This is a genomic window from Streptomyces sp. NPDC002838 (assembly GCF_040295365.1).
In the GTDB taxonomy this organism is placed as follows: Bacteria; Actinomycetota; Actinomycetes; order Streptomycetales; family Streptomycetaceae; genus Streptomyces.
The window spans coordinates 106282-124938 of the sequence record NZ_JBEOVF010000010.1; the positions used below are offsets into that span (position 1 = coordinate 106282).

General features: G+C 73.6%; 10 protein-coding genes and 1 pseudogene. All 11 read left to right on the plus strand.

The genetic code is table 11. The features are described 5' to 3' along the window. Positions 1-24 precede the first annotated feature (24 nt). Positions 25-288 carry an acyl carrier protein gene (locus ABT063_RS15990; protein WP_351057949.1) on the plus strand — a complete coding sequence of 88 codons (264 nt, stop codon included), beginning with the start codon at positions 25-27 and terminating at the stop codon, positions 286-288. Next, positions 285-767: an SRPBCC family protein gene (locus tag ABT063_RS15995; protein WP_351057950.1), complete on the plus strand. Its 483-nt coding sequence runs from the start codon at positions 285-287 to the stop codon at positions 765-767. The genes ABT063_RS15990 and ABT063_RS15995 overlap by 4 nt, the downstream gene beginning before the upstream one ends. Further along, on the plus strand, positions 764-1516 hold the full coding sequence (locus ABT063_RS16000; RefSeq protein ID WP_351057951.1) for an SDR family oxidoreductase: 753 nt from the start codon (positions 764-766) through the stop codon (positions 1514-1516). Before ABT063_RS15995 ends, ABT063_RS16000 begins: the two co-directional genes overlap by 4 nt. Positions 1517-1518: 2 nt before the next feature. Continuing rightward, positions 1519-1863 (plus strand): antibiotic biosynthesis monooxygenase family protein, encoded by a 345-nt coding sequence (locus tag ABT063_RS16005; RefSeq protein WP_351057952.1) that lies wholly within the window; start codon positions 1519-1521, stop codon positions 1861-1863. Next, positions 1860-2183, plus strand: coding sequence for an antibiotic biosynthesis monooxygenase family protein (locus ABT063_RS16010; protein WP_351057953.1), 324 nt, complete (start codon positions 1860-1862; stop codon positions 2181-2183). The genes ABT063_RS16005 and ABT063_RS16010 overlap by 4 nt, the downstream gene beginning before the upstream one ends. A 50-nt stretch (positions 2184-2233) precedes the next feature. Continuing rightward, entirely contained in the window at positions 2234-3238 is a 1005-nt protein-coding gene (locus ABT063_RS16015; protein WP_351058060.1) for a ketoacyl-ACP synthase III family protein, read from the plus strand. Then, positions 3235-4725 (plus strand): peptide MFS transporter, encoded by a 1491-nt coding sequence (locus tag ABT063_RS16020; RefSeq protein WP_351057954.1) that lies wholly within the window; start codon positions 3235-3237, stop codon positions 4723-4725. The genes ABT063_RS16015 and ABT063_RS16020 overlap by 4 nt, the downstream gene beginning before the upstream one ends. 218 nt (positions 4726-4943) lie before the next feature. Then, positions 4944-6485, plus strand: a complete 1542-nt coding sequence (locus ABT063_RS16025) for a multicopper oxidase family protein (protein WP_351057955.1) — start codon at positions 4944-4946, stop codon at positions 6483-6485. Between the two features lie 148 nt (positions 6486-6633). Beyond that, positions 6634-8244, plus strand: a complete 1611-nt coding sequence (locus tag ABT063_RS16030) for an FAD-dependent monooxygenase (RefSeq protein ID WP_351057956.1) — start codon at positions 6634-6636, stop codon at positions 8242-8244. A gap of 181 nt (positions 8245-8425) precedes the next feature. After that, the gene (locus ABT063_RS16035; RefSeq protein WP_351057957.1) at positions 8426-11971 is read left to right on the plus strand and encodes a type I polyketide synthase; all 3546 of its coding nucleotides are present in this window, start codon (positions 8426-8428) and stop codon (positions 11969-11971) included. A gap of 112 nt (positions 11972-12083) precedes the next feature. Then, positions 12084-18413 (plus strand): annotated as a pseudogene (locus ABT063_RS16040) (type I polyketide synthase); the annotation flags it as partial. Positions 18414-18657 lie beyond the last annotated feature (244 nt).

The window sequence follows — 18657 nt, forward strand, 5'->3', positions numbered from 1 at the left end:
CTCGCACGCCAACTGGAGGAATCCATGCAGGACTTCACCCTGGACGACCTGCGGCGCGTGATGCGCGCAGCCGTGGGAGTCGACGACTCCGTCGACCTGGAATCAGACATCTCCGGCATCGAGTTCACCGATCTCGGGTACGACTCGCTGGCCCTGCTGGAGATCGTCGGCAAGATCGAGAAGGAGTACGGCACGGCCGTTCCGGAGGACGCGGTCCAGGAGCTGACCACGCCCGGAAAACTGGCCGAGTACGTCCACCGGCAGCTCTCCGGGGCCGTGGCGTCATGAGCGCCCGTACCGAGTGCTCGGTGCGCATCGACGCGCCGATGGACCTGGTCTGGAACATGACGAACGACCTGGAGTCCTGGACGGAACTGTTCACCGAGTACGCGAAGGTGGAGGTGCTGGAGCGGGACGGCGACACCGTGCGGTTCCGGCTGACGATGCATCCGGACGAGAACGGCAAGGTCTGGAGCTGGGTCTCGGTGCGCACCGCCGACCCGGCGACCCGCACCGTACGGGCGCACCGGGTGGAGACCGGCCCGTTCGCGTTCATGCGCCTCTTCTGGGACTACCGCGAGGCCGACGGCGGCGTGGAGATGCGCTGGGTCCAGGAATTCCACGTCAAGGACGAGATGCCCTTCGACGACCAGGCCATGGCCGCGCACCTGGAGGAGAACAGCGCCGTCCAGATGGCGCACATCAAGGAACGCGTCGAAGCCGCCGCCCGGCGCACGACCACCGCGCAGACGGGAGAGAAACGATGACGAGTGCGCAGCTGACCGATCGGAACGTGCTGGTGACGGGCGGTACCCGGGGCATCGGGCGAGCGATCGTGCTCACCCTGGCGCGGGCCGGCGCCAACGTCGTCACCTGCCACCGGCAGGAGAACGAGGCGGCCTCGTCGCTGGCCCGCGAGCTGAAGGAGATACCGGGCGAGCACCAGGTGATCCGCGCGGACGTCGGCGACCCGGCGCAGGTGCGGCGGCTGCTGGAGGAGGCGGGCGCCCGTCTCGGCTCGCTGGACGCCGTCGTCAACAACGCGGGCGTCATCAGTCACATCCCCTTCGAGAAGCTGCCGGAGGAGGAGTGGCACCGGGTGATCGACACTCACCTCACGGCCGCCTACCTGGTGACGCAGCACGCGCTGCCGTTGCTCGGGCAGGGTGCCTCGGTGGTGAACATCGGCTCCCGGGTGGCCACCGTCGGCCTTCCCCAGCGGGCGCACTACACCGCCGCCAAGGCCGGCCTGATCGGGCTGACCCGGTCGCTCTGCAAGGAGCTCGGCGGCCGTGGCGTCCGGGTCAACATGGTCGACCCCGGGGTGATCGAGACGGAGGCGGCGGCCGAGCTCCCGCCCGAGCAGTACGAGGCGCTGCAGGCCCGGTACCGGGCGCTGACCTCGCTGGGACGGCTCGGTGCACCGGACGAGGTGGCGGACGTGGTGCTGTTCCTCGTCAGCGACCTGTCGCGGTACGTGACCGGAACCGCCATCGCGGTGGACGGAGGGATCTGAGGATGGCGGACAAGGACGAGCGCTTCCGGGTGCTCCTGCGCTTCGAGATCAACCCGGGGATGGAGGCCGACTTCGAGCGGACCTGGCTCTCCATCGGCAGCGTCATCACCGGCCACCCGGCCAACCTGGGCCAGTGGCTGATGCGCAGCGCCGAGGACGAGTCGGTCTACTACGTGATCAGCGACTGGGTGGACGAGGAGCGCTTCCGGGAGTTCGAGCACAGCGACGCCCATGTGGAGCACCGTACGAAGTTGCACCCGTTCCGGCGCGGCGGCGCGATGCACATCATGCGCGGGGTCCACTTCCTGCCCGCCCGGTCGACCGCCCCCTCCGGGAGCGCCCGATGACGGCACGGGCCCGGGTGCTGCTCTGGCACCGGGCCCCCGCGGACGATCCCGGGGCGGTGGAGCGGGCGTACGAGCAGATCAGCCGCCATCTCTCGGGCACACCGGGCCTGTTGGGCAACGAGTTGCTCAGGGCCGCCGACGATCCGGGGAGCCTGGTCGTGATGAGCGAGTGGGAGAGCCTCGCGGCCTTCCGGGCCTGGGAGGAGACCACGCAGCACCGGCCGTCCACCTCACCCCTGCGCCCTTACCAGGACCGCGCGCGGGACCGTTTCTTCGAGGTGTACGAGGTCGCCGCGGCCTTCGTGGAGGCGCCCACGTGACCCACACCGACCTCTACATCGCCGGCACCGGCCGCTGGCTCCCCCCGGCGATGACCGTGGCCGAGGCCGAGGCCGCCGGGCTGTGCCGGCGGCGGGCGCTGTGGCGCACCGAGGTCGAGGCGGTCCGGGTCTCACCGGGTGACTCCGGGCCCGAGATGGCGGCGCGGGCGGCCCGGGCGGCCCTTCGGCAGGCCGGTGCTTCATTGCCGCGGATGCCCGACGACATCGACCTGGTGCTGCACGCCACCACCTACTACCAGGGCCACGACATGTGGGCGCCCGCCTCCTACGTCCAACAGGTGGCCCTGGGCAACGCCTGTCCGGCGATCGAGGTACGCCAGATGTCCAACGGCGGTATGGCCGCCCTGGATCTCGCCGCCGGTTACCTGAGGGGCGGCCCGGCTCGGGGACAGGCCCTGATCACCACGGGGGACCGGTTCTGTCCGCCGGGCTTCGACCGGTGGCGCAGCGACGCCGGCACCGCCTACGGGGACGGGGGGACCGCTCTGGTGCTGTCGCGGCGTGGCGGTTTCGCGCGGGTGCGCGCCCTCGCGACGTACGCCGATCCGGGCCTGGAGCGGATGCACCGGGGCGACGACCCGTTCGCCGACGCGCCGTTCGCGGTCCGCCAACCGGTCGACCTGGAGCCACCGCGGCGCGACTTCGTGGCCGCGACGGGCCTCGACACCGTGCTCGGCAGGATCGACGACGGCCAGCGGGCGGCGCTCAAACGCTGTCTGTCCGAGGCCGGGGTGGAGTCGGCGGACCTGGACTGGTTCGTACTGCCGCACCTGGGACGGCCCCGGCTGGAGGCGCACTTCCTGGGGCCGCTGGGCATCGACGTGGACCGTACGACGTGGTCGTGGGGCCGCCGGGTCGGTCATCTGGGCGCCGGGGACCAGTTCGCGGGCTTCGGGCACCTGGTGGACTCCGGCGTGCTGACGCCGGGTCAGCTGTGTCTGCTGGCCGGGGTGGGCGCCGGTTTCTCGTGGACCTGCGCGGTCGTCGAGCTGCTGCGCCGGCCGGAGCCCGACGGCACGGGGAGCGGGCGGTGAGGAGGCGGGGCCGTACCGGCTTCCTGGGGCAGCCCCGCTGGTTCGGCACTCTGTTCGTGGTCGACCTGTGGGAGCGCTTCAGCTTCTACGGCATGCTGGCCATCCTCTACCTCTATCTCGTGGCGGACCCGGACGAGGGCGGCCTCGGCCTGTCGGAGGCGGACGCCGCCGCGCTGTCCGGCCTCTACATGGCCCTGGTCTTCATGTCGGCGCTGCCGGGTGGCTGGCTGGCCGACCGCGTCTTCGGCGCCCGCCGGGCGACGTTGTACGGCGGGCTGCTCATCACCGCGGGGCACGCCCTGCTCGCGGTGCCGGCCTCCGGGTGGCTGTACCCGGGTCTTGGCCTGGTGATCGCGGGCAGTGGCCTGGTCAAACCCGGTATGGCGGCGATGGTCGGCCGGATGTACGAGGGGCGCCCCGAGCGGCGGGAGGCGGCGTTCTCCCTCTTCTACATGAGCATCCAGGTCAGCGCGCTGATCGCCCCGCTGGTGACCGGTTTCCTCGGTGAGACGGTCCACTGGCACCTGGGGTTCGGTGCCGCCGCCCTGGGAATGATCGTCGGGGTGGTCTGCTACGTGGTGGGGTGGTCGGGGTTCGGCGACGTGGGCGCGCGGCCGGAACGTCCGGCGGCGCCCGGGGAGTTGCGGCGGGTGTTGCGCCGGGCCGGGCTGCTCGGCGGGCTGCCCGCGCTGGCCGTGGGGGTGGGCGCGGTGACCGGCGCGCTGCCCCTGCAGCGGGTGCTGATGCTGGTCGGACTGGTCGTGCTGACCGCCCCGGTGCTGTACTTCCGCGCGTTGCTGCGGGCCCCGGCGATCGGGCCGGCGGAGCGGGTGCGGCTGCGGGCCCTGGGATGGATGCTGTCGGCCTCCTCCGTGTTCTGGCTGTTGTTCGCCCAAGGGCCCGCGCTGCTCAATCTGTTCGCGCGGGACGAGGTGGACCGGACGGTGGGGGCGTTCCAGGTTCCGGCCAGTTGGTTCCAGTCGGTGCAGCCGTTGTTCCTGCTTGTGCTGTCACCGGTCGCGGCGGCCCTGTGGGTGCGTATGGGGCGCCGGGTGGGCGCGCCGGCCAAGTTCTCCGCCGGGCTGCTGCTGGGCGGCGGCGCGTTCCTGGTGATGGCCCTGGCGGCGGCGGCCGCCACGCAGGGAAGGGTGTCGCCGCTGTGGCTATTCGTGGTCTATCTGCTGCTCGTGTGCGGGGAGTTGGCCGTCGCGCCGATCGGGCTGGGCCTCGCCGCCGAAGTGGCCCCGGCCGGGTTCACCGGCCGGATGCTGGGGCTGTTCTGGTTGTTCGCGGCCGTCGGTGCGGCGAGCGGCGGCCAGTTCGCCCGGCTCGCGGGTGTCGTCCCCGACTCCGTGTACTACGCGCTGCTGGCCGTGTTGGGGCTGCTGGCGGGCACGGGGCTCACCCTGACCTCCAGGCCGTTGCACGGCCGTCTCGCGCCGCAGGCCGAAGCGGAGGCACGCGCACCGACAAGGAGCAAGCGCTGAGGAGATGTCGGGGGCGGAAGGGGTCCGCCGAGGGTGGTCAGGGGGCACTCGTCGACCGAGTGCCCCCTGACCGTCGTACGGAGATCGCCCACCCTTCCCCATAAGTAGAACCTCTACATGTAGGCTGTCTGTTGACGAAAAGAGGGTCGGTCGCCCGGGGCGAGCACGCCCGGAACGGCACACCGGCGGCCGCTCCCACCATCAGTGAGGAGCTCGGGATGTCCCTGACCCGTCGGAAGCTGCTGCGGCTCGCCTCAGGCGCCGCCGTGGCACTGCCCGTCGCGTCCGCCCTGACCGGCTGCCAGGACGAGGGAGGGAGCACCGGCGCGTTACGCAAGAGCCGGGGCAAGGCCCCGACCCCGTACAAGGTCCCGCTGCCCGTCCCGCCCGTACTCAAGCCCTCGAGAACCGAAGGGGGCGTCGACTACTACGACATCGTCCAGAAGCCGGCCCAGGTGGAGATCATCCCCGGGACGAAGACAGAGATATGGGGCTACAACGGACTGTTCCCCGGGCCCACGCTCTCCACCCGCAGCAGCCGGCCGATCGTCGTGCGGCACACCAACGAGCTGGAGGTACCGGTAGCCGTCCATCTGCACGGCGGCAAGACTCCCCCCGAGCACGACGGCTTCCCGACCGACCTGATCCTGCCGAGGGGCGGCTGGGACGGTCATGGTCACGACGGCCACGGCGGCGACGTCAGCCAGGGCAGCCGGGAGTACCGCTACCCGCTCCAACAGCCGGCCGCCACGCTCTGGTACCACGACCACCGGATGGACTTCACCGGCCCGCAGGTCTACTTCGGTCTTGCCGGCTTCCACCTCGTCCACGACGACGAGGAGGAGGCCCTTCCGCTCCCCAAGGGCGACCGGGACATACCCCTGATGATCTGCGACCGGTCGTTCACGGCGGATGGCGCCTTCGACTACCCGTCCGTCGACCCGGCCCTCAAGGGCGAACACGGTGTCACCGAGGACTTCATGGAAGGCGTGCTCGGCGACGTCATTCTCGTCAACGGCGCGCCCTGGCCCGTCCTCGAAGTCACCAACACCCGTTACCGCTTCCGGCTGCTCAACGCCTCCAACGCGCGCCGCTACCGGCTCGCCCTCGACCCCGGCCCGCAGTCGGGCAGCGCCTTCGTACAGGTCGGCAGCGACGTGGGACTGCTGGGCCGGCCGATCGGGCACGACGAGATCCAGATGGCATCGGCCGAACGCTTCGACGTCGTGGTGGACTTCTCCAAGTTCCCCGTCGGCACGAAGATCAACATGATCAACAAGCTGGACGACGGCGACACCGGCAAGGTCATGCAGTTCCACGTGGTGCGCAAGGCCTCGGACGAGAGCCAGGTGCCCAGCAAACTGGTGGACTTCGAACCGCTCAGCCGCTCCTCGGCCACCGTGACCCGGAAGTTCGACTTCAACCAGCGCAGCGACGACGGCTGGGACATCAACGGGCAGATGTACGACCCCCAACGGGACGACGCCGTGCCCGAACTCGGCGCGACCGAGATCTGGCGCTTCGACGGCGACGCCCACCACCCGGTCCACCTGCACCTCGCCCACTTCCAGGTCCTCAGCCGCAACCAGAACGACCCGGGCTCCTACGACTCCGGGTGGAAGGACACCATCGACCTCCAGTCCGGCAAGGAGATGGAGATCATCGCCCGCTTCACCGGCTATCGGGGCAGGTACGTCTTCCACTGCCACAACCTGGAGCACGAGGACATGGGGATGATGGCGAACTTCCGTGTGAAGTGACCTCCGCGGCGCGGGCGTGCGCGCACGTCCGCGCCGCCGGACCCCGGGCGCCCGAGCGCGGTTCGAGCCGTCCTTCACGGTGCCCTGGCACGCTCCCCGGGATCGCGGGCCCCGGTCGGGGGTCCGGCACTCGCGGAAGGGGTCTGACGTGCGCGACGACACCACATCCGTCCTGGTCGTGGGCGGCGGCCTGGTCGGTCTGTCCACGTCGTTGTTCCTGTCCCGGCACGGCGTCGACCACATCCTGGTCGAGCGGCACGCCGGGACGTCCATCCACCCGCGGGCATGGGGCCTGTACCCACGCACCCTGGAACTGTTCGACGCCCTCGGCGTGACCGACGACCTGCTGACGGAGGCCGCCGGCTTCGCCGGACACACCCTCAACGGCAAGGTCGAGTCCCTGACCGGGCGAGAGCTCTCCATGACCCGCATCCCGGAACCCGAGGACGTCAGCGACATCAGCCCCGTCGCGCGCATCCTCTCCCTGAGCCAGGACCGGATCGAGCCGATCCTGCTGCGCCGCGCCCGCGAGTTCGGCACCGACCTGCGCTTCGGCACCGAACTGCACGAGCTGGAACAAGACGCCAACGGCGTCACCGCCACCCTCCGGGACCGGGAGACCGGCGCGGAACGGCGCGTCACCGCGCGGTACCTGATCGCGGCCGACGGCGCCCACAGCCCCGTACGCGAGCGCCTCGGCATCGCCCGGCAGGGCCGCGGCACGCTCCGCCACCAGATCAGCATCGTCTTCCGGGCCGATCTGCGCGGCCCGCTGCGCGAGCGCCGGTTCGCCATCTGCCGGATCGCCAACCCCGAGGTGGACGGCGTGCTCGGACACGACGACACGCTGGAGCGCGGCACGCTCATCGTCACCCACGACCCCCAGGCCGAACCGTTCGACACGTACACCCCCGAGCGCTGCGCCGAGTTGGTCCGGGCCGCTGTCGGCGTGCCCGACCTGCCCGTGACCATCCTCAGCACCCTGCCCTGGGAGATGGCCGCGCTGGTGGCCGAACGGTACGCCGAGGGCCGGGTGTTCCTCGTGGGGGACGCCGCCCACGTCATTCCGCCTGTGGGCGGCTACGGCGCCAACACCGGCATCCAGGACGCGCACAACCTTTCCTGGAAACTGGCCGCGGTACTGGACGGCCAGGCCGGCGAAACGCTGCTCGACACCTACGACGCGGAACGCGGGCCGGTCGCGCGGGCGACCATGCGCCAGGCGGCGCTGCGGCTCGCGGCCCGGGCGGGCTCCGGCGACGGGCGGCGGGAGACGGCCGTCGCCGACCCCCTCAGCGTCATGTTCGGGTACCGCTACCGCTCCACCGCGGTGGTCGCCGACGAGGACGAACAGGTCGGCGCCGAACCGGACTTCATCGATCCCCGCGCCCTGTCCGGCGTTCCCGGCACCCGCGTCCCGCACCTCTGGCTGGACACGGACGGCGGCCGTACGGTGTCCACGCTCTCCCTGGCGGACCGCCGTCCCCTGCTCATCGCCGGCGCCAAGGCCACCGAGTGGTACGACAGCGCGCTCGCCGTGACGCGACGCACCGGCGTCCGCCTCGACGCCCTGCGCATGGGCGACGGCGTGACCGAGCGGGAACGGTCCTGGCACGACGCCCTGGGGATCACGGAGAACGGAGCGGTACTGGTCCGCCCCGACGGCTTCGTCGGCTGGCGCACACCCACTGCCCAGCCCTCCCCCGACCGAGTCCTGGACACCGTCGTGGCCCGGATCCTCGCCCACGCGACCGCCTGAGCGGCGACGAGCCGCCCGGTCCGCGTCATCGTCGACTCCCGCTCGCCGGGCGGGTGCCGACGTCTCCTCGGCTCTTCGGCGCGGCTCGCCGACTCCCCCACCAGCGGTCCTTCAGACGTTTTCCACGCCCCGCCCGCACGATCGGCAACCACAGCGATCCGACCCAGCGAGGGAGATCACCATGAGCACCGCGGCCGCCGTGCCGGCGGCACCTTCCGCACGCTCCGACGCGATCGCGGTGATCGGCATGGCCTGCCGACTGCCCGGCGCCCCGGACCCCGGCTCCTTCTGGGAGCTGCTTCGCACCGGCCGTGACGCCATCACCGACGCGCCCGCCGAGCGCTACGGCGACCTGGTGCCCCGACAGGCACCGTTCGCCCCGTCGCGACGCCCGGCACGCTCCCCCACTGCCTTAAGGGCGTGGGAGGTGCCCCCACTCGCCGCACCGGCCGAAAGCCCAAGTACGTCCAGTACGAGGGCTTCCGGCCGGCACGCCGAGAGCACGCACCGGACGCCGCCCCTTAACGGGCAAACGTTGCCCGCCGGGGCACTAGGCACGGCACGGCCGGACGACCCGGCGCCGCCCGCTCCGCCCAAGGGCGGGTTCCTCACCGACGTGGCCGGTTTCGACGCCGGCTTCTTCGGCATCGCCCCTCGCGAGGCCGCCGCCATGGATCCGCAGCAGCGGCTGACGCTGGAACTGGCCTGGGAGGCCCTGGAGGACGCCTTCGTCGTCCCCGGCAGCCTCCGCGGCACCGACACCGGTGTCTTCGTGGGAGCGATGGCGGACGACTACGCGCAACTGACCCACGCACGGGGCGGCTCCGCCGTCACCCCGCACACGCTGCCGGGCATCAGCCGCGGCGTCATCGCCAATCGGCTCAGCAACGTACTGGGCCTGGGCGGTCCCAGCCTCACCGTGGACACCGGTCAGTCCTCCGGCCTGGCCTCGGTGCACCTGGCCTGCGCCGCACTGCGGCGTGGGGAGAGCGGCATCGCGCTCGCGGGAGCGGTGCACCTCAACCTCGCGCCCGGCAGCGTGCTGGCGACCACGCGGTTCGGGGCGCTGTCGCCGGACGGACGCTGCCACACCTTCGACGCGCGCGCCAACGGATACGTGCGGGGCGAGGGCGGCGTCCTGCTGGTGCTCAAGCCGCTCGCCCGGGCGCTCGCCGACGGTGATCGCCTCCACTGCGTCGTCCTCGGCTCGGCCATGAACAGCGACGGCGGTCCGGACCCACTGACCGTGCCGGGCCGCCAGGCCCAGGAGGACGTGCTGCGCCGCGCCTGCGCGGCCGCCGGCGTCGTGCCCGGCCAGGTGCAGTACGTCGAACTGCACGGCACCGGCACCCGAGCCGGCGACCCGGTGGAGGCCGCGGCCCTCGGTGCCGTGTTCGGCGGCGGCCGGTCCCCCGGCGACGCCCTGCGCGTCGGCTCGGCCAAAACGAACGTCGGGCACCTGGAAGGGGCCGCCGGCATGGTGGGCCTGCTCAAGACGGCCCTGTGCATACGCCACCGGCAGCTCGCCCCGAGCCTGAACTTCACCACCCCGCACCCCGACATCCCGCTCGCCGGCCTTGGCCTGCACCTGCAGAGCGCGCTTACTGACTGGCCCCGCCCCGACCGACCGCCGCTGGCCGGTGTGTCCTCGTTCGGCATGGGCGGCGCGAACTGCCACGTCGTGGTCACGGCGCCGCCGGCGAAGGCACCACCGCGCCCGGGAACCCCCGGCGCGGCACCCAGCGCGGACGTTCCCCCGCCCGTGCCCTGGCTGCTCTCCGCGCGGACCGCTCCGGCCCTGCGGGCCCAGGCCCACGCCGTGCTCGACCACCTGCGCCGGACCCCCGCGACGCAGCCCGTGGACGCCGCCCGCACCCTTGCCACGGCCCGCACCCACCACGAGCACCGGGCCGCGCTGCTCAGCACCGACGGACGGCCGCCGGTGGAGGCGCTGGAGGCCCTCGCCGAGGGGCGCCCCGCTCCGGGCGTGACGCGCGGCCGGTCCGGCGCCGGGGCCGGGCTCGCCGTCCTGTTCACCGGGCAGGGCGCCCACTGGCCCGGGGCGGGACGCGGACTGTACGCGGCCTTCCCCGCCTTCGCGCAGGCCCTGGACGAGATCTGCGGCCACTTGGACCCCCACCTCGACCGACCGCTGCGCGACCTGATGTTGTCCGCTCCGGACGACCCCGCCGCGGCCGGTCTGGCCCAGCGCACCGACTACGCGCAACCGGCCCTGTTCGCCCTGCAGACCGCCCTGCTGCGGCTGCTCGGAACCTGGGGCGTAAGGCCGTCCGTGCTCGCCGGGCACTCCGTCGGTGAACTGGCCGCCGCGCACGCCTCGGGTGTGTTCTCGGCACGGGACGCGGCCGCGGTGGTCGCCGCCCGCGGCCGGCTGATGCACCGGGCCGGGGGCGAGGGCGCGATGCTCGCCGTGCAGGCGACCGAGGAAGAGATACGGGCCGCGCTGCCGGAAGTCCCGGGCGCGTGGGACATCGCCGCCGTCAACAGCCCGGAGTCCGTGGTCGTCTCGGGCGAGACCGAGGCCGTCGAGCGGATGGCGGCGCACTGGGCCGCGCAGGGCCGCAGGACCCGGCGGCTGCGCGTCGGCCACGCCTTCCACTCCCCGCTGATGGAACAGGTCCTGGAGGACTTCCGGCGCGTCGCGGCCGGCATCGACTACCTCCCGCCCCGGATCCCGGTCGTCTCGAACGTCACGGGCGGGTTGGCGACCGCCGAGCAGTTGTGCTCCCCGGACTACTGGACCCGGCACATCAGGGCCACCGTCCGGTTCGCCGACGGCATCCGCACACTCGACGCGTACGGGACGGGCGCCTACGTGGAGCTGGGCCCGGAGCCCGCTCTGGCCGGACAGGCCGCCCGCAGTCTGCCGCCCGTCGACTCCGAGGAGACCCCGGCGCCGACGGTGACCGCCACGCTGCGGCCGGGCCACGACGAGCCGACGGCGCTGCTGACCGCGGTCGGCCGCCTGCACGGAGCGGGGCAACACGTCGACTGGTCGGCCCTGTTCGGCCCGGGACCGCGCGCGGACCTGCCGACGTACGCCTTCCAGCGCAACCGCCACTGGCTGCCGGACGGGCCCGCCGCCACCCGGACCGCGCCCGCCCTCGTCCCGGACGCCGACGCCTCCGGTCCGCCGGAACCGCCGCGGGAGTCGGTCGACCAGCCGTACTGGCAGCGGGCGTTGGCGGGCCGTACCGGTCGGGAGCGGTACCGCACCGCTCTGCGACTGGTGCGGTCCGAAGCCGCAGCCGTACTCGGGCATCCGGGGCCGGCCGCCGTCGAACCGCACCGCTCCTTCCGTGACACCGGCTTCGACTCGGTCACCGGCGTGGAGTACCGGGACCGGCTGGCGGAGCTCACCGGGCTGCGGCTGCCGGCGACCCTCGTCTTCGACCGTCCCACCCCCGCCGACCTCACCGAACACCTCCTCGCCGAGGTGTCGCGAACCGAGCGGCAGACCGCTCCGGCCGCACTGGCGGCCCTCGACCGGCTGCGGACGGCTCTGCGCGAGGAGCCGCCGGACCCCGTGGCGGGCGAGCGGCTCGCCGACGGTCTGCGGGAGCTGCTCTCCGGCCTTCCGCACACCACGGGCGCGCCCGTCCGTCCCTCGTCCGTGCCCGCCGATGCCACCGACCTCACCGAGAAGATCGGAACCGCCACCGATGACGAAATCTTCGCCCTCATCGACCACGAGTTCGACGCCTGAGCCCGCCTCGGGACCTGCCCCGGCCCCGACGGCGGGACCGACGCCCGGGGCCGAGCCCGCGTTCGGAACGGAGACCGGGTCCGTCATGACCGAGGACAGGCTCCGCGCGTATCTGAAACGGGCCACCACGGAGCTGTACCGGACCCGGCAGCAGCTGGCCGAGCTCCAGGACCGGGACCGGGAGCCACTCGCCATCATCGGGATGGCCTGCCGGTTTCCGGGCGGTGTGCACGGCCCGGCGGACCTGTGGCGCCTGGTCTCCTCCGGCACCGACGCCATCTCGCCGTTCCCGGCGAACCGGGGCTGGCGCACGGACGAGCTGTACGACGCGGACCAGGACACCGGGACCCCCGGCCGCACGTACACCCGCCTCGGCGGCTTCCTGCACGACGCCGACGAGTTCGACGCGGAGTTCTTCGGGATCAGCCCGCGCGAGGCTCTGGCCATGGACCCCCAGCAGCGGCTGCTGCTGGAGGGCGCCTGGGAGGCGCTGGAGCACGCGGGCATCGACCCTACCGGGCTGCGGGACAGCCGTACCGGCGTGTTCGCCGGGCTCACCGCCCAGGAGTACGCGTCGCTGAGCCGGACCGGTGACGAGGGCGTCGAGGGCTACCTGCTGTCCGGCACCACCGTGAGCGTCGCCTCAGGACGTCTCGCCTACACCCTCGGTCTGCGCGGACCGGCCGTCACGGTCGACACCGCCTGCTCCTCCTCGCTGGTCGCGCTGCACCTGGCCGCCCGCTCGATCCGCGCCGGCGAGTGCGACCTCGCGCTCGCCGGCGGGGCGTGCGTGATGGCCGGGCCGGGGATGTTCCTGGAATTCAGCCGGCAACAAGGGCTGGCCCCGGACGGTCGGTGCAAGCCGTTCGCGGCCGCCGCCGACGGGACGGCCTGGGCCGAGGGAGTGGGCCTGCTCGTCCTGGAACGGCTGTCGGCGGCCCGGCGCAACGGACACCGGGTGCTCGCCCTGGTACGGGGATCCGCCGTCAACCAGGACGGCGCCAGCAACGGCCTGACCGCGCCGAGCGGGCCCGCGCAGGAAGGCGTCATCCGGGACGCATTGCGAGCCGCCGGGCTCACCTCCGAGGACGTCGACGCGGTGGAGGCCCATGGCACGGGCACCCGGCTCGGGGACCCGATCGAGGCCCGAGCGCTGCTGGCCGTCTACGGCCGGGACCGGCCCGCCGGCCGACCCCTGTGGCTGGGCTCGCTCAAGTCGAACGTCGGGCACACGCAGGCGGCCGCCGGAGTCGGCGGTGTCATCAAGATGGTCCAGGCGCTCCGCCACGGGCAACTGCCGCCCACCCTGCACGTGAACGCGCCCACCCCGCACGTGGAGTGGGAGCAGGGGGGCGTGGAACTGCTCACCGAGGCCCGCCCGTGGCCCCGCGTCGACCGGCCGCACCGGGCCGGCATCTCCTCGTTCGGCATCAGCGGCACCAACGCGCACGTGATCCTGGAAGCGGCGCCCGGGCCCGACCCCGTGAATCCGTCCGCCGTCCCGGCCACCGACACGGGCCCGCTGCCCTGGCCGCTGTCCGCCCGTACCGAACCGGCCCTCGCACAGCAGGCCGCCCGGCTCGCCGACACCCTGTCGGACACCGGGGCCCCGCCGCGTGCGGCCGACGTCGGACACGCGCTGGCCGGCACCCGGGCCACCCTCGAACACCGCGCGGTGGTGCTCGCCGAGGACATCGCCGGCTTCCGCGAGCTGCTCACCGGCCTGGCTCGCGGCGAGGACCCGCCGGGCGTGATCCGGGGCAGGGCGAAAGCGGGCCGCACCGTGTTCGTCTTCCCCGGGCAGGGCTCGCAGTGGGCCGGGATGGCGCGCGAACTGCTGGACGTGTCACCGGTCTTCCGGGAGCGGGTCCGGCAGTGCTCCGAGGCGCTCGCCCCGCACACCGACTGGTCGCTCGCCGACGTACTGACCGGTGCCCCTCAGGCTCCGCCGCTCGACCGGGTCGACGTGGTGCAGCCCGTGCTGTGGGCGGTGATGGTCTCGCTGGCGGAGGTGTGGCGCGCCCACGGTGTGATGCCCGACGCGGTCGTCGGGCACTCCCAGGGGGAGATCGCCGCCGCGTGCGTGGCGGGTGCCCTCTCGCTCCAGGACGCCGCGCGGGTGGTCGCCCTGCGCAGCCGCGCGCTGATCCCGCTCGCGGGAACCGGCGGCATGGCCTCGGTCGCGCTGCCCGTCGACCGGGTACACGACCGGCTCGCCGACCCCCGGCTGACCGGCCGGGTGCACGTCGCGGGCGTCAACGGCCCGGCGGCCACGGTGATCGCGGGCCCGGCGCCGCTGCTGGCCGCGCTGGTCGCCGAGTGGGACGCCGGGGGTGTGCACGCGCGAGTGGTCCCGGTGGACTACTCCTCCCACACACCGGACATGGAGGGGCTGCGCACCGAGGTACTGGAGGTGCTGGCCGGCATCACCCCGCACCGGCCCGAGGTTCCCGTGTACTCGACCCTCACCGGCGGTTTGCTCGACGACGGCACGTGCATGGACGCCGAGCACTGGTTCGACAGCCTGCGCAGTCCGGTGCGGTTCCACGACGCCGTCACCGCCCTGATCGACGCGGGCCACGACCTGTTCGTCGAATGCAGTCCGCACCCGGTGCTGACCATCGCCGTCCAGGACGCCCTCGACTCCGCCGACATCACGGGAACTGCCCTGGGCACCCTGTACCGGGGTGACGGCGGCCGGCGCAGGCTGCTCACCTCACTCGCGCAGGGCCATGTCCACGGCGCGACCGTCGACTGGTCGACGCTGCTGCCGCCGGGCCGCCCGGACACGGTGGAGCTGCCCACGTACGCCTTCCAGCGGCGCCGTCACTGGCTGGCCCCGCCCCCGGCCACCGGGGACCCCGGCCGGCTCGGTGTGGCGGCGACCGGGCACCCGCTGCTCGGCGCCGCGCTCGACGCGGCCGCCGAGGAGGGACTGCTGCTCACCGGCCGGCTCTCGACGGCCGACCAGCCCTGGCTCGCCGACCACGTCGTCCACGACACGGTGCTGCTGTCGGGGACCACTGTGGTCGACTTCGCCCTGCACGCCGCCGACCGGCTCGACGGGCTCGTCCTGGAGGACCTCGTCCTGGAGGCCCCCCTCGTCCTGCCCGCGGCCGGCGCGGTGGACGTCCAGTTCGCCGCCACCGGCGCCGACGAGACCGGCCGCCGCACCCTCACCGTGCACTCCCGCGCCGCCGGCCCCGGGCACGAGAAGCCGGCCCCGTGGACCCGGCACGCCTCCGGCTCGCTGGCACCGCCCGCCGGCCCGCCGGAGCCCGCGACGGCAGCGGCGTCGTGGCCGCCGACCGGAGCCGAGCCGTTGGACGTCGCCGGCGCCTACGACCGGCTGGCGGCAGCCGACTACCGGTACGGTCCCGCTTTCCGGAACCTGCGCGCCGCGTGGCGACACGGCGCGGAACTGTACGCCGAGGTCCGGCTCGCCCCGGACACCGACGTCACCGGGTTCGCCGTCCATCCCGCGCTGCTGGACGCGGCGTTGCACGCGCTCGTCCTGCACGCCCTGGGCCCGGTCGAGGACGAGGGGCAGATCCTGCTGCCGTTCTCCTTCACCGGGGTGCGGACGCACGCCGTGGAGGCGGACGAGGTGCGCGTGGTGGTGACGCCCACCGGGCCGCACCGGGCACAGTTGCTGCTCACCGACTCCTCGGGGGCGCCGGTGGTCACGGTCCGCGAGGTGACCCTGCGCCGGACACCGCGTTCCGCGGTTCCGGCCACGAACCGGCCGCCGGTGGACACCCTGTTCGAGGTGACCTGGCAGCCGGTGCCCGCCGCGGCGCCGGATCCGGACCTCCGCTGGGCGGTGCTCGGCACCGCCCACCCGGCCCTGCCGCAGGCACCGGCCCACGCCGACCCGTCGGCGCTCTCGGCGGCGCTCGACGCGGGCGCTCCGGTACCCGACCTGGTGGCGGTCTTCTGGCCGCCCCGCCCGGGAGAGGCCGCGCCCCACGGGAGCGACCCGGTGTCGGCCGCCCATGAGGCCGCCCACCGTGCGCTCGCCCTCGTCCAGGGCCTCCTGGCCGAGGACCGGCTGCGCTCCACGGGACTGGTGGTCGTGACCCGGGGTGCGGTCGCCGCGGGCCCCGCCGCGCCCGCCCCGGAGGTTGTGGCCGCCACGGTGTGGGGGTTGCTGAAGAGTGTGCAGAGCGAACATCCCGGCCGGTTCACGCTCCTCGACCTGGACGGCGGCCACGCCGAGGAGGACTGGACGGTCCGCCTGGCCGGCGCCGCGGCGGCCGGTGAGCCGCAACTGGCGTGGCGCGACTCCGCCTGGCACGCGCCCCGCCTGACGGCGGCACCGCCGCGCGGCACGCAGGCTGCACCGCCCGGCGGAAGCTGGCACCTGGACGTCCGTGCGCCGGGCACGCTGGAAGGCCTGGCCCTGGTCCCGGACGACCACGCGACGCGGCCGCTCGACGCCCTGGAGGTCCGGGTGGCGATGCGGGCGGCGGGCGTGAACTTCCGTGACGTCGTCGTGGCGCTGGACATGGTTCCGGGGCAGAAGGGGATGGGCCTGGAAGGCGCCGGAGTCGTCCTGGAGACGGGGGCGGGCGTGCGGGACCTCGCACCCGGCGACCATGTCCTGGGCCTGATGTCCGAGGGTGCGTTCGGGTCCGTGGCCATCGCCGACCGGCGCACGGTGGCGCGGATACCGGACGGCTGGTCCTTCGTACGGGCCGCCACGGTGCCGGTGGTGTACCTGACCGCGTACCACTGCCTGGTCGAGCTGGCCGGGGTCGGCCCCGGCGACCGGGTCCTGGTGCACTCCGGGGCCGGCGGTGTCGGCCTCGCGGCCATACAGCTCGCCCGGCACCTGGGCGCGGAGGTCTTCGCCACGGCGTCTCCCGCCAAGTGGGACACGCTGCGCGCGGCGGGCGTTCGCGACGACCACATCGCCGGGTCCCGCACCGACTCCTTCGAGGCGGCGTTCCGGCAGGTCACCGGCGAGGCCGGGATGGACGTCGTGCTCAACTCGCTCACCGGTCCACTGCTCGACGCCTCGCTGCGGCTCCTGGGGACCTCCGGCCATCTGATCGAGATCGGCAAGACCGACATCAGGGATCCCCAGGAGGTCGGCCGACGTCATCCGGGCGTTCGGTACGACGTCTTCGACCTGCTCCGGGCCGAACCGGGCCACGTCGGACGGATGCTCACCGACGTCCTGAACCTGTTCAGCCGGGACGCGCTCACCCCGCTGCCGGTGACCACCTGGCCGGTGCGGGAGAGCGTACGGGCCCTTCGGCACCTGGCCCAGGCACGGCACACCGGCAAGATCGTGCTGACCCTGCCGCCCGGTTTCGACCCGGGGGGCACGGTCCTGTTCACCGGGGGCACCGGCACGCTGGGACGTCTGCTGGCCCGCCACCTCGTGACCGAACACGGCGTACGGCACCTGCTGCTGGCCGGGCGCCGCGGCGCGGCCGCCGACGGGGCCGGGGAACTGACCGAGGAACTGGCCGCGCTCGGCGCGCGGGTCTCCTTCGCCGCCTGCGACGTGGCGGACCGCTCGGCGGTGGCCGCCCTGCTGCGGGACATCCCGGACGCCCACCCGCTCACCGCGATCGTGCACGCGGCGGGCGTCCTCGCGGACGGCACCGCCGAGACGCTCACGCCGGAGGCCCTGGACCGCGTGCTCCGCCCGAAGGCGGACGCGGCCTGGCACCTGCACGAACTGACCCGGGAGACACGGCTGTCGGCCTTCGTCAGCTTCTCCTCGGTGGTCGCCACCCTCGGCTCGGCGGGACAGGCCAACTACGCGGCGGCCAACTCCTTCCTGGACGCGCTGGCGCACCGGCAACGCGCCGAGGGCCTGCCGGGCGTCTCGCTCGGCTGGGGGTTGTGGGCGCCGTCGGGCGGCATGACCGGGCATCTTTCGGGGGCCGACCGGGCCCGGATGAGCCGGGGCGGTGTCGCGGAGCTCTCGGTTCCGGACGGACTGGCCCTGTTCGACGCCGCGCTGGCGGCGGACGGAGCTCATGTACTGCCGGTGCGGTGGGACCGGTCGGCGCTGCGCTCCCTCGCCGACCGCGACAGCCTGCCGCCGTTGCTGCGGGAGCTCGGCGGCGTCCGTCCGTCGGCCCGGCGCACGGCCCGGCGGGACGACGCCGGGGGCGGCCCCGCCTGGTCCCGTCAGCTGGCGGCGCTGCCCGCCGACCGGCACTGTGAGACCCTGTCGGAGCTGCTGGTCGCCGAGGTGGCGGCCGTGCTCGGATACGGCGAGGGCGAGGAGATCGACATCGACCTGTCGTTCAAGGACATGGGGTTCGACTCCCTGGCCGGGGTCGAGTTGCGGAACAGGCTGACGTCGGCGACCGGGCTGCGGCTGCCCGCGACAGTGGTCTTCGACCACCCGACGGTCCCCGACCTGGTCGGCCACCTTCTCGGCGGCCTCGTCCCGCTCTCGCCCGCAGCGGGCGACTGACTGCGGGAACATGTCCTGCGCATGGGCAGGAAGGACGGCGAACCGTCGGTTCCACGCCGGGAGCCGACGGCGCGCAGTCCGGTTCAAAACCCTCGTCCGGGTACTCGAGGCGCCGGGCGGCCGCAGTGCCCGACCGCGGGAAGGACGGCCGGCTCAGGGACGGGTCAGGGACATCCCTGATCAGCAGCTGTTGCCAACTGCCTATAATTGGACCGCACGCGGCGGAGGAACTCCAGGGAGACCC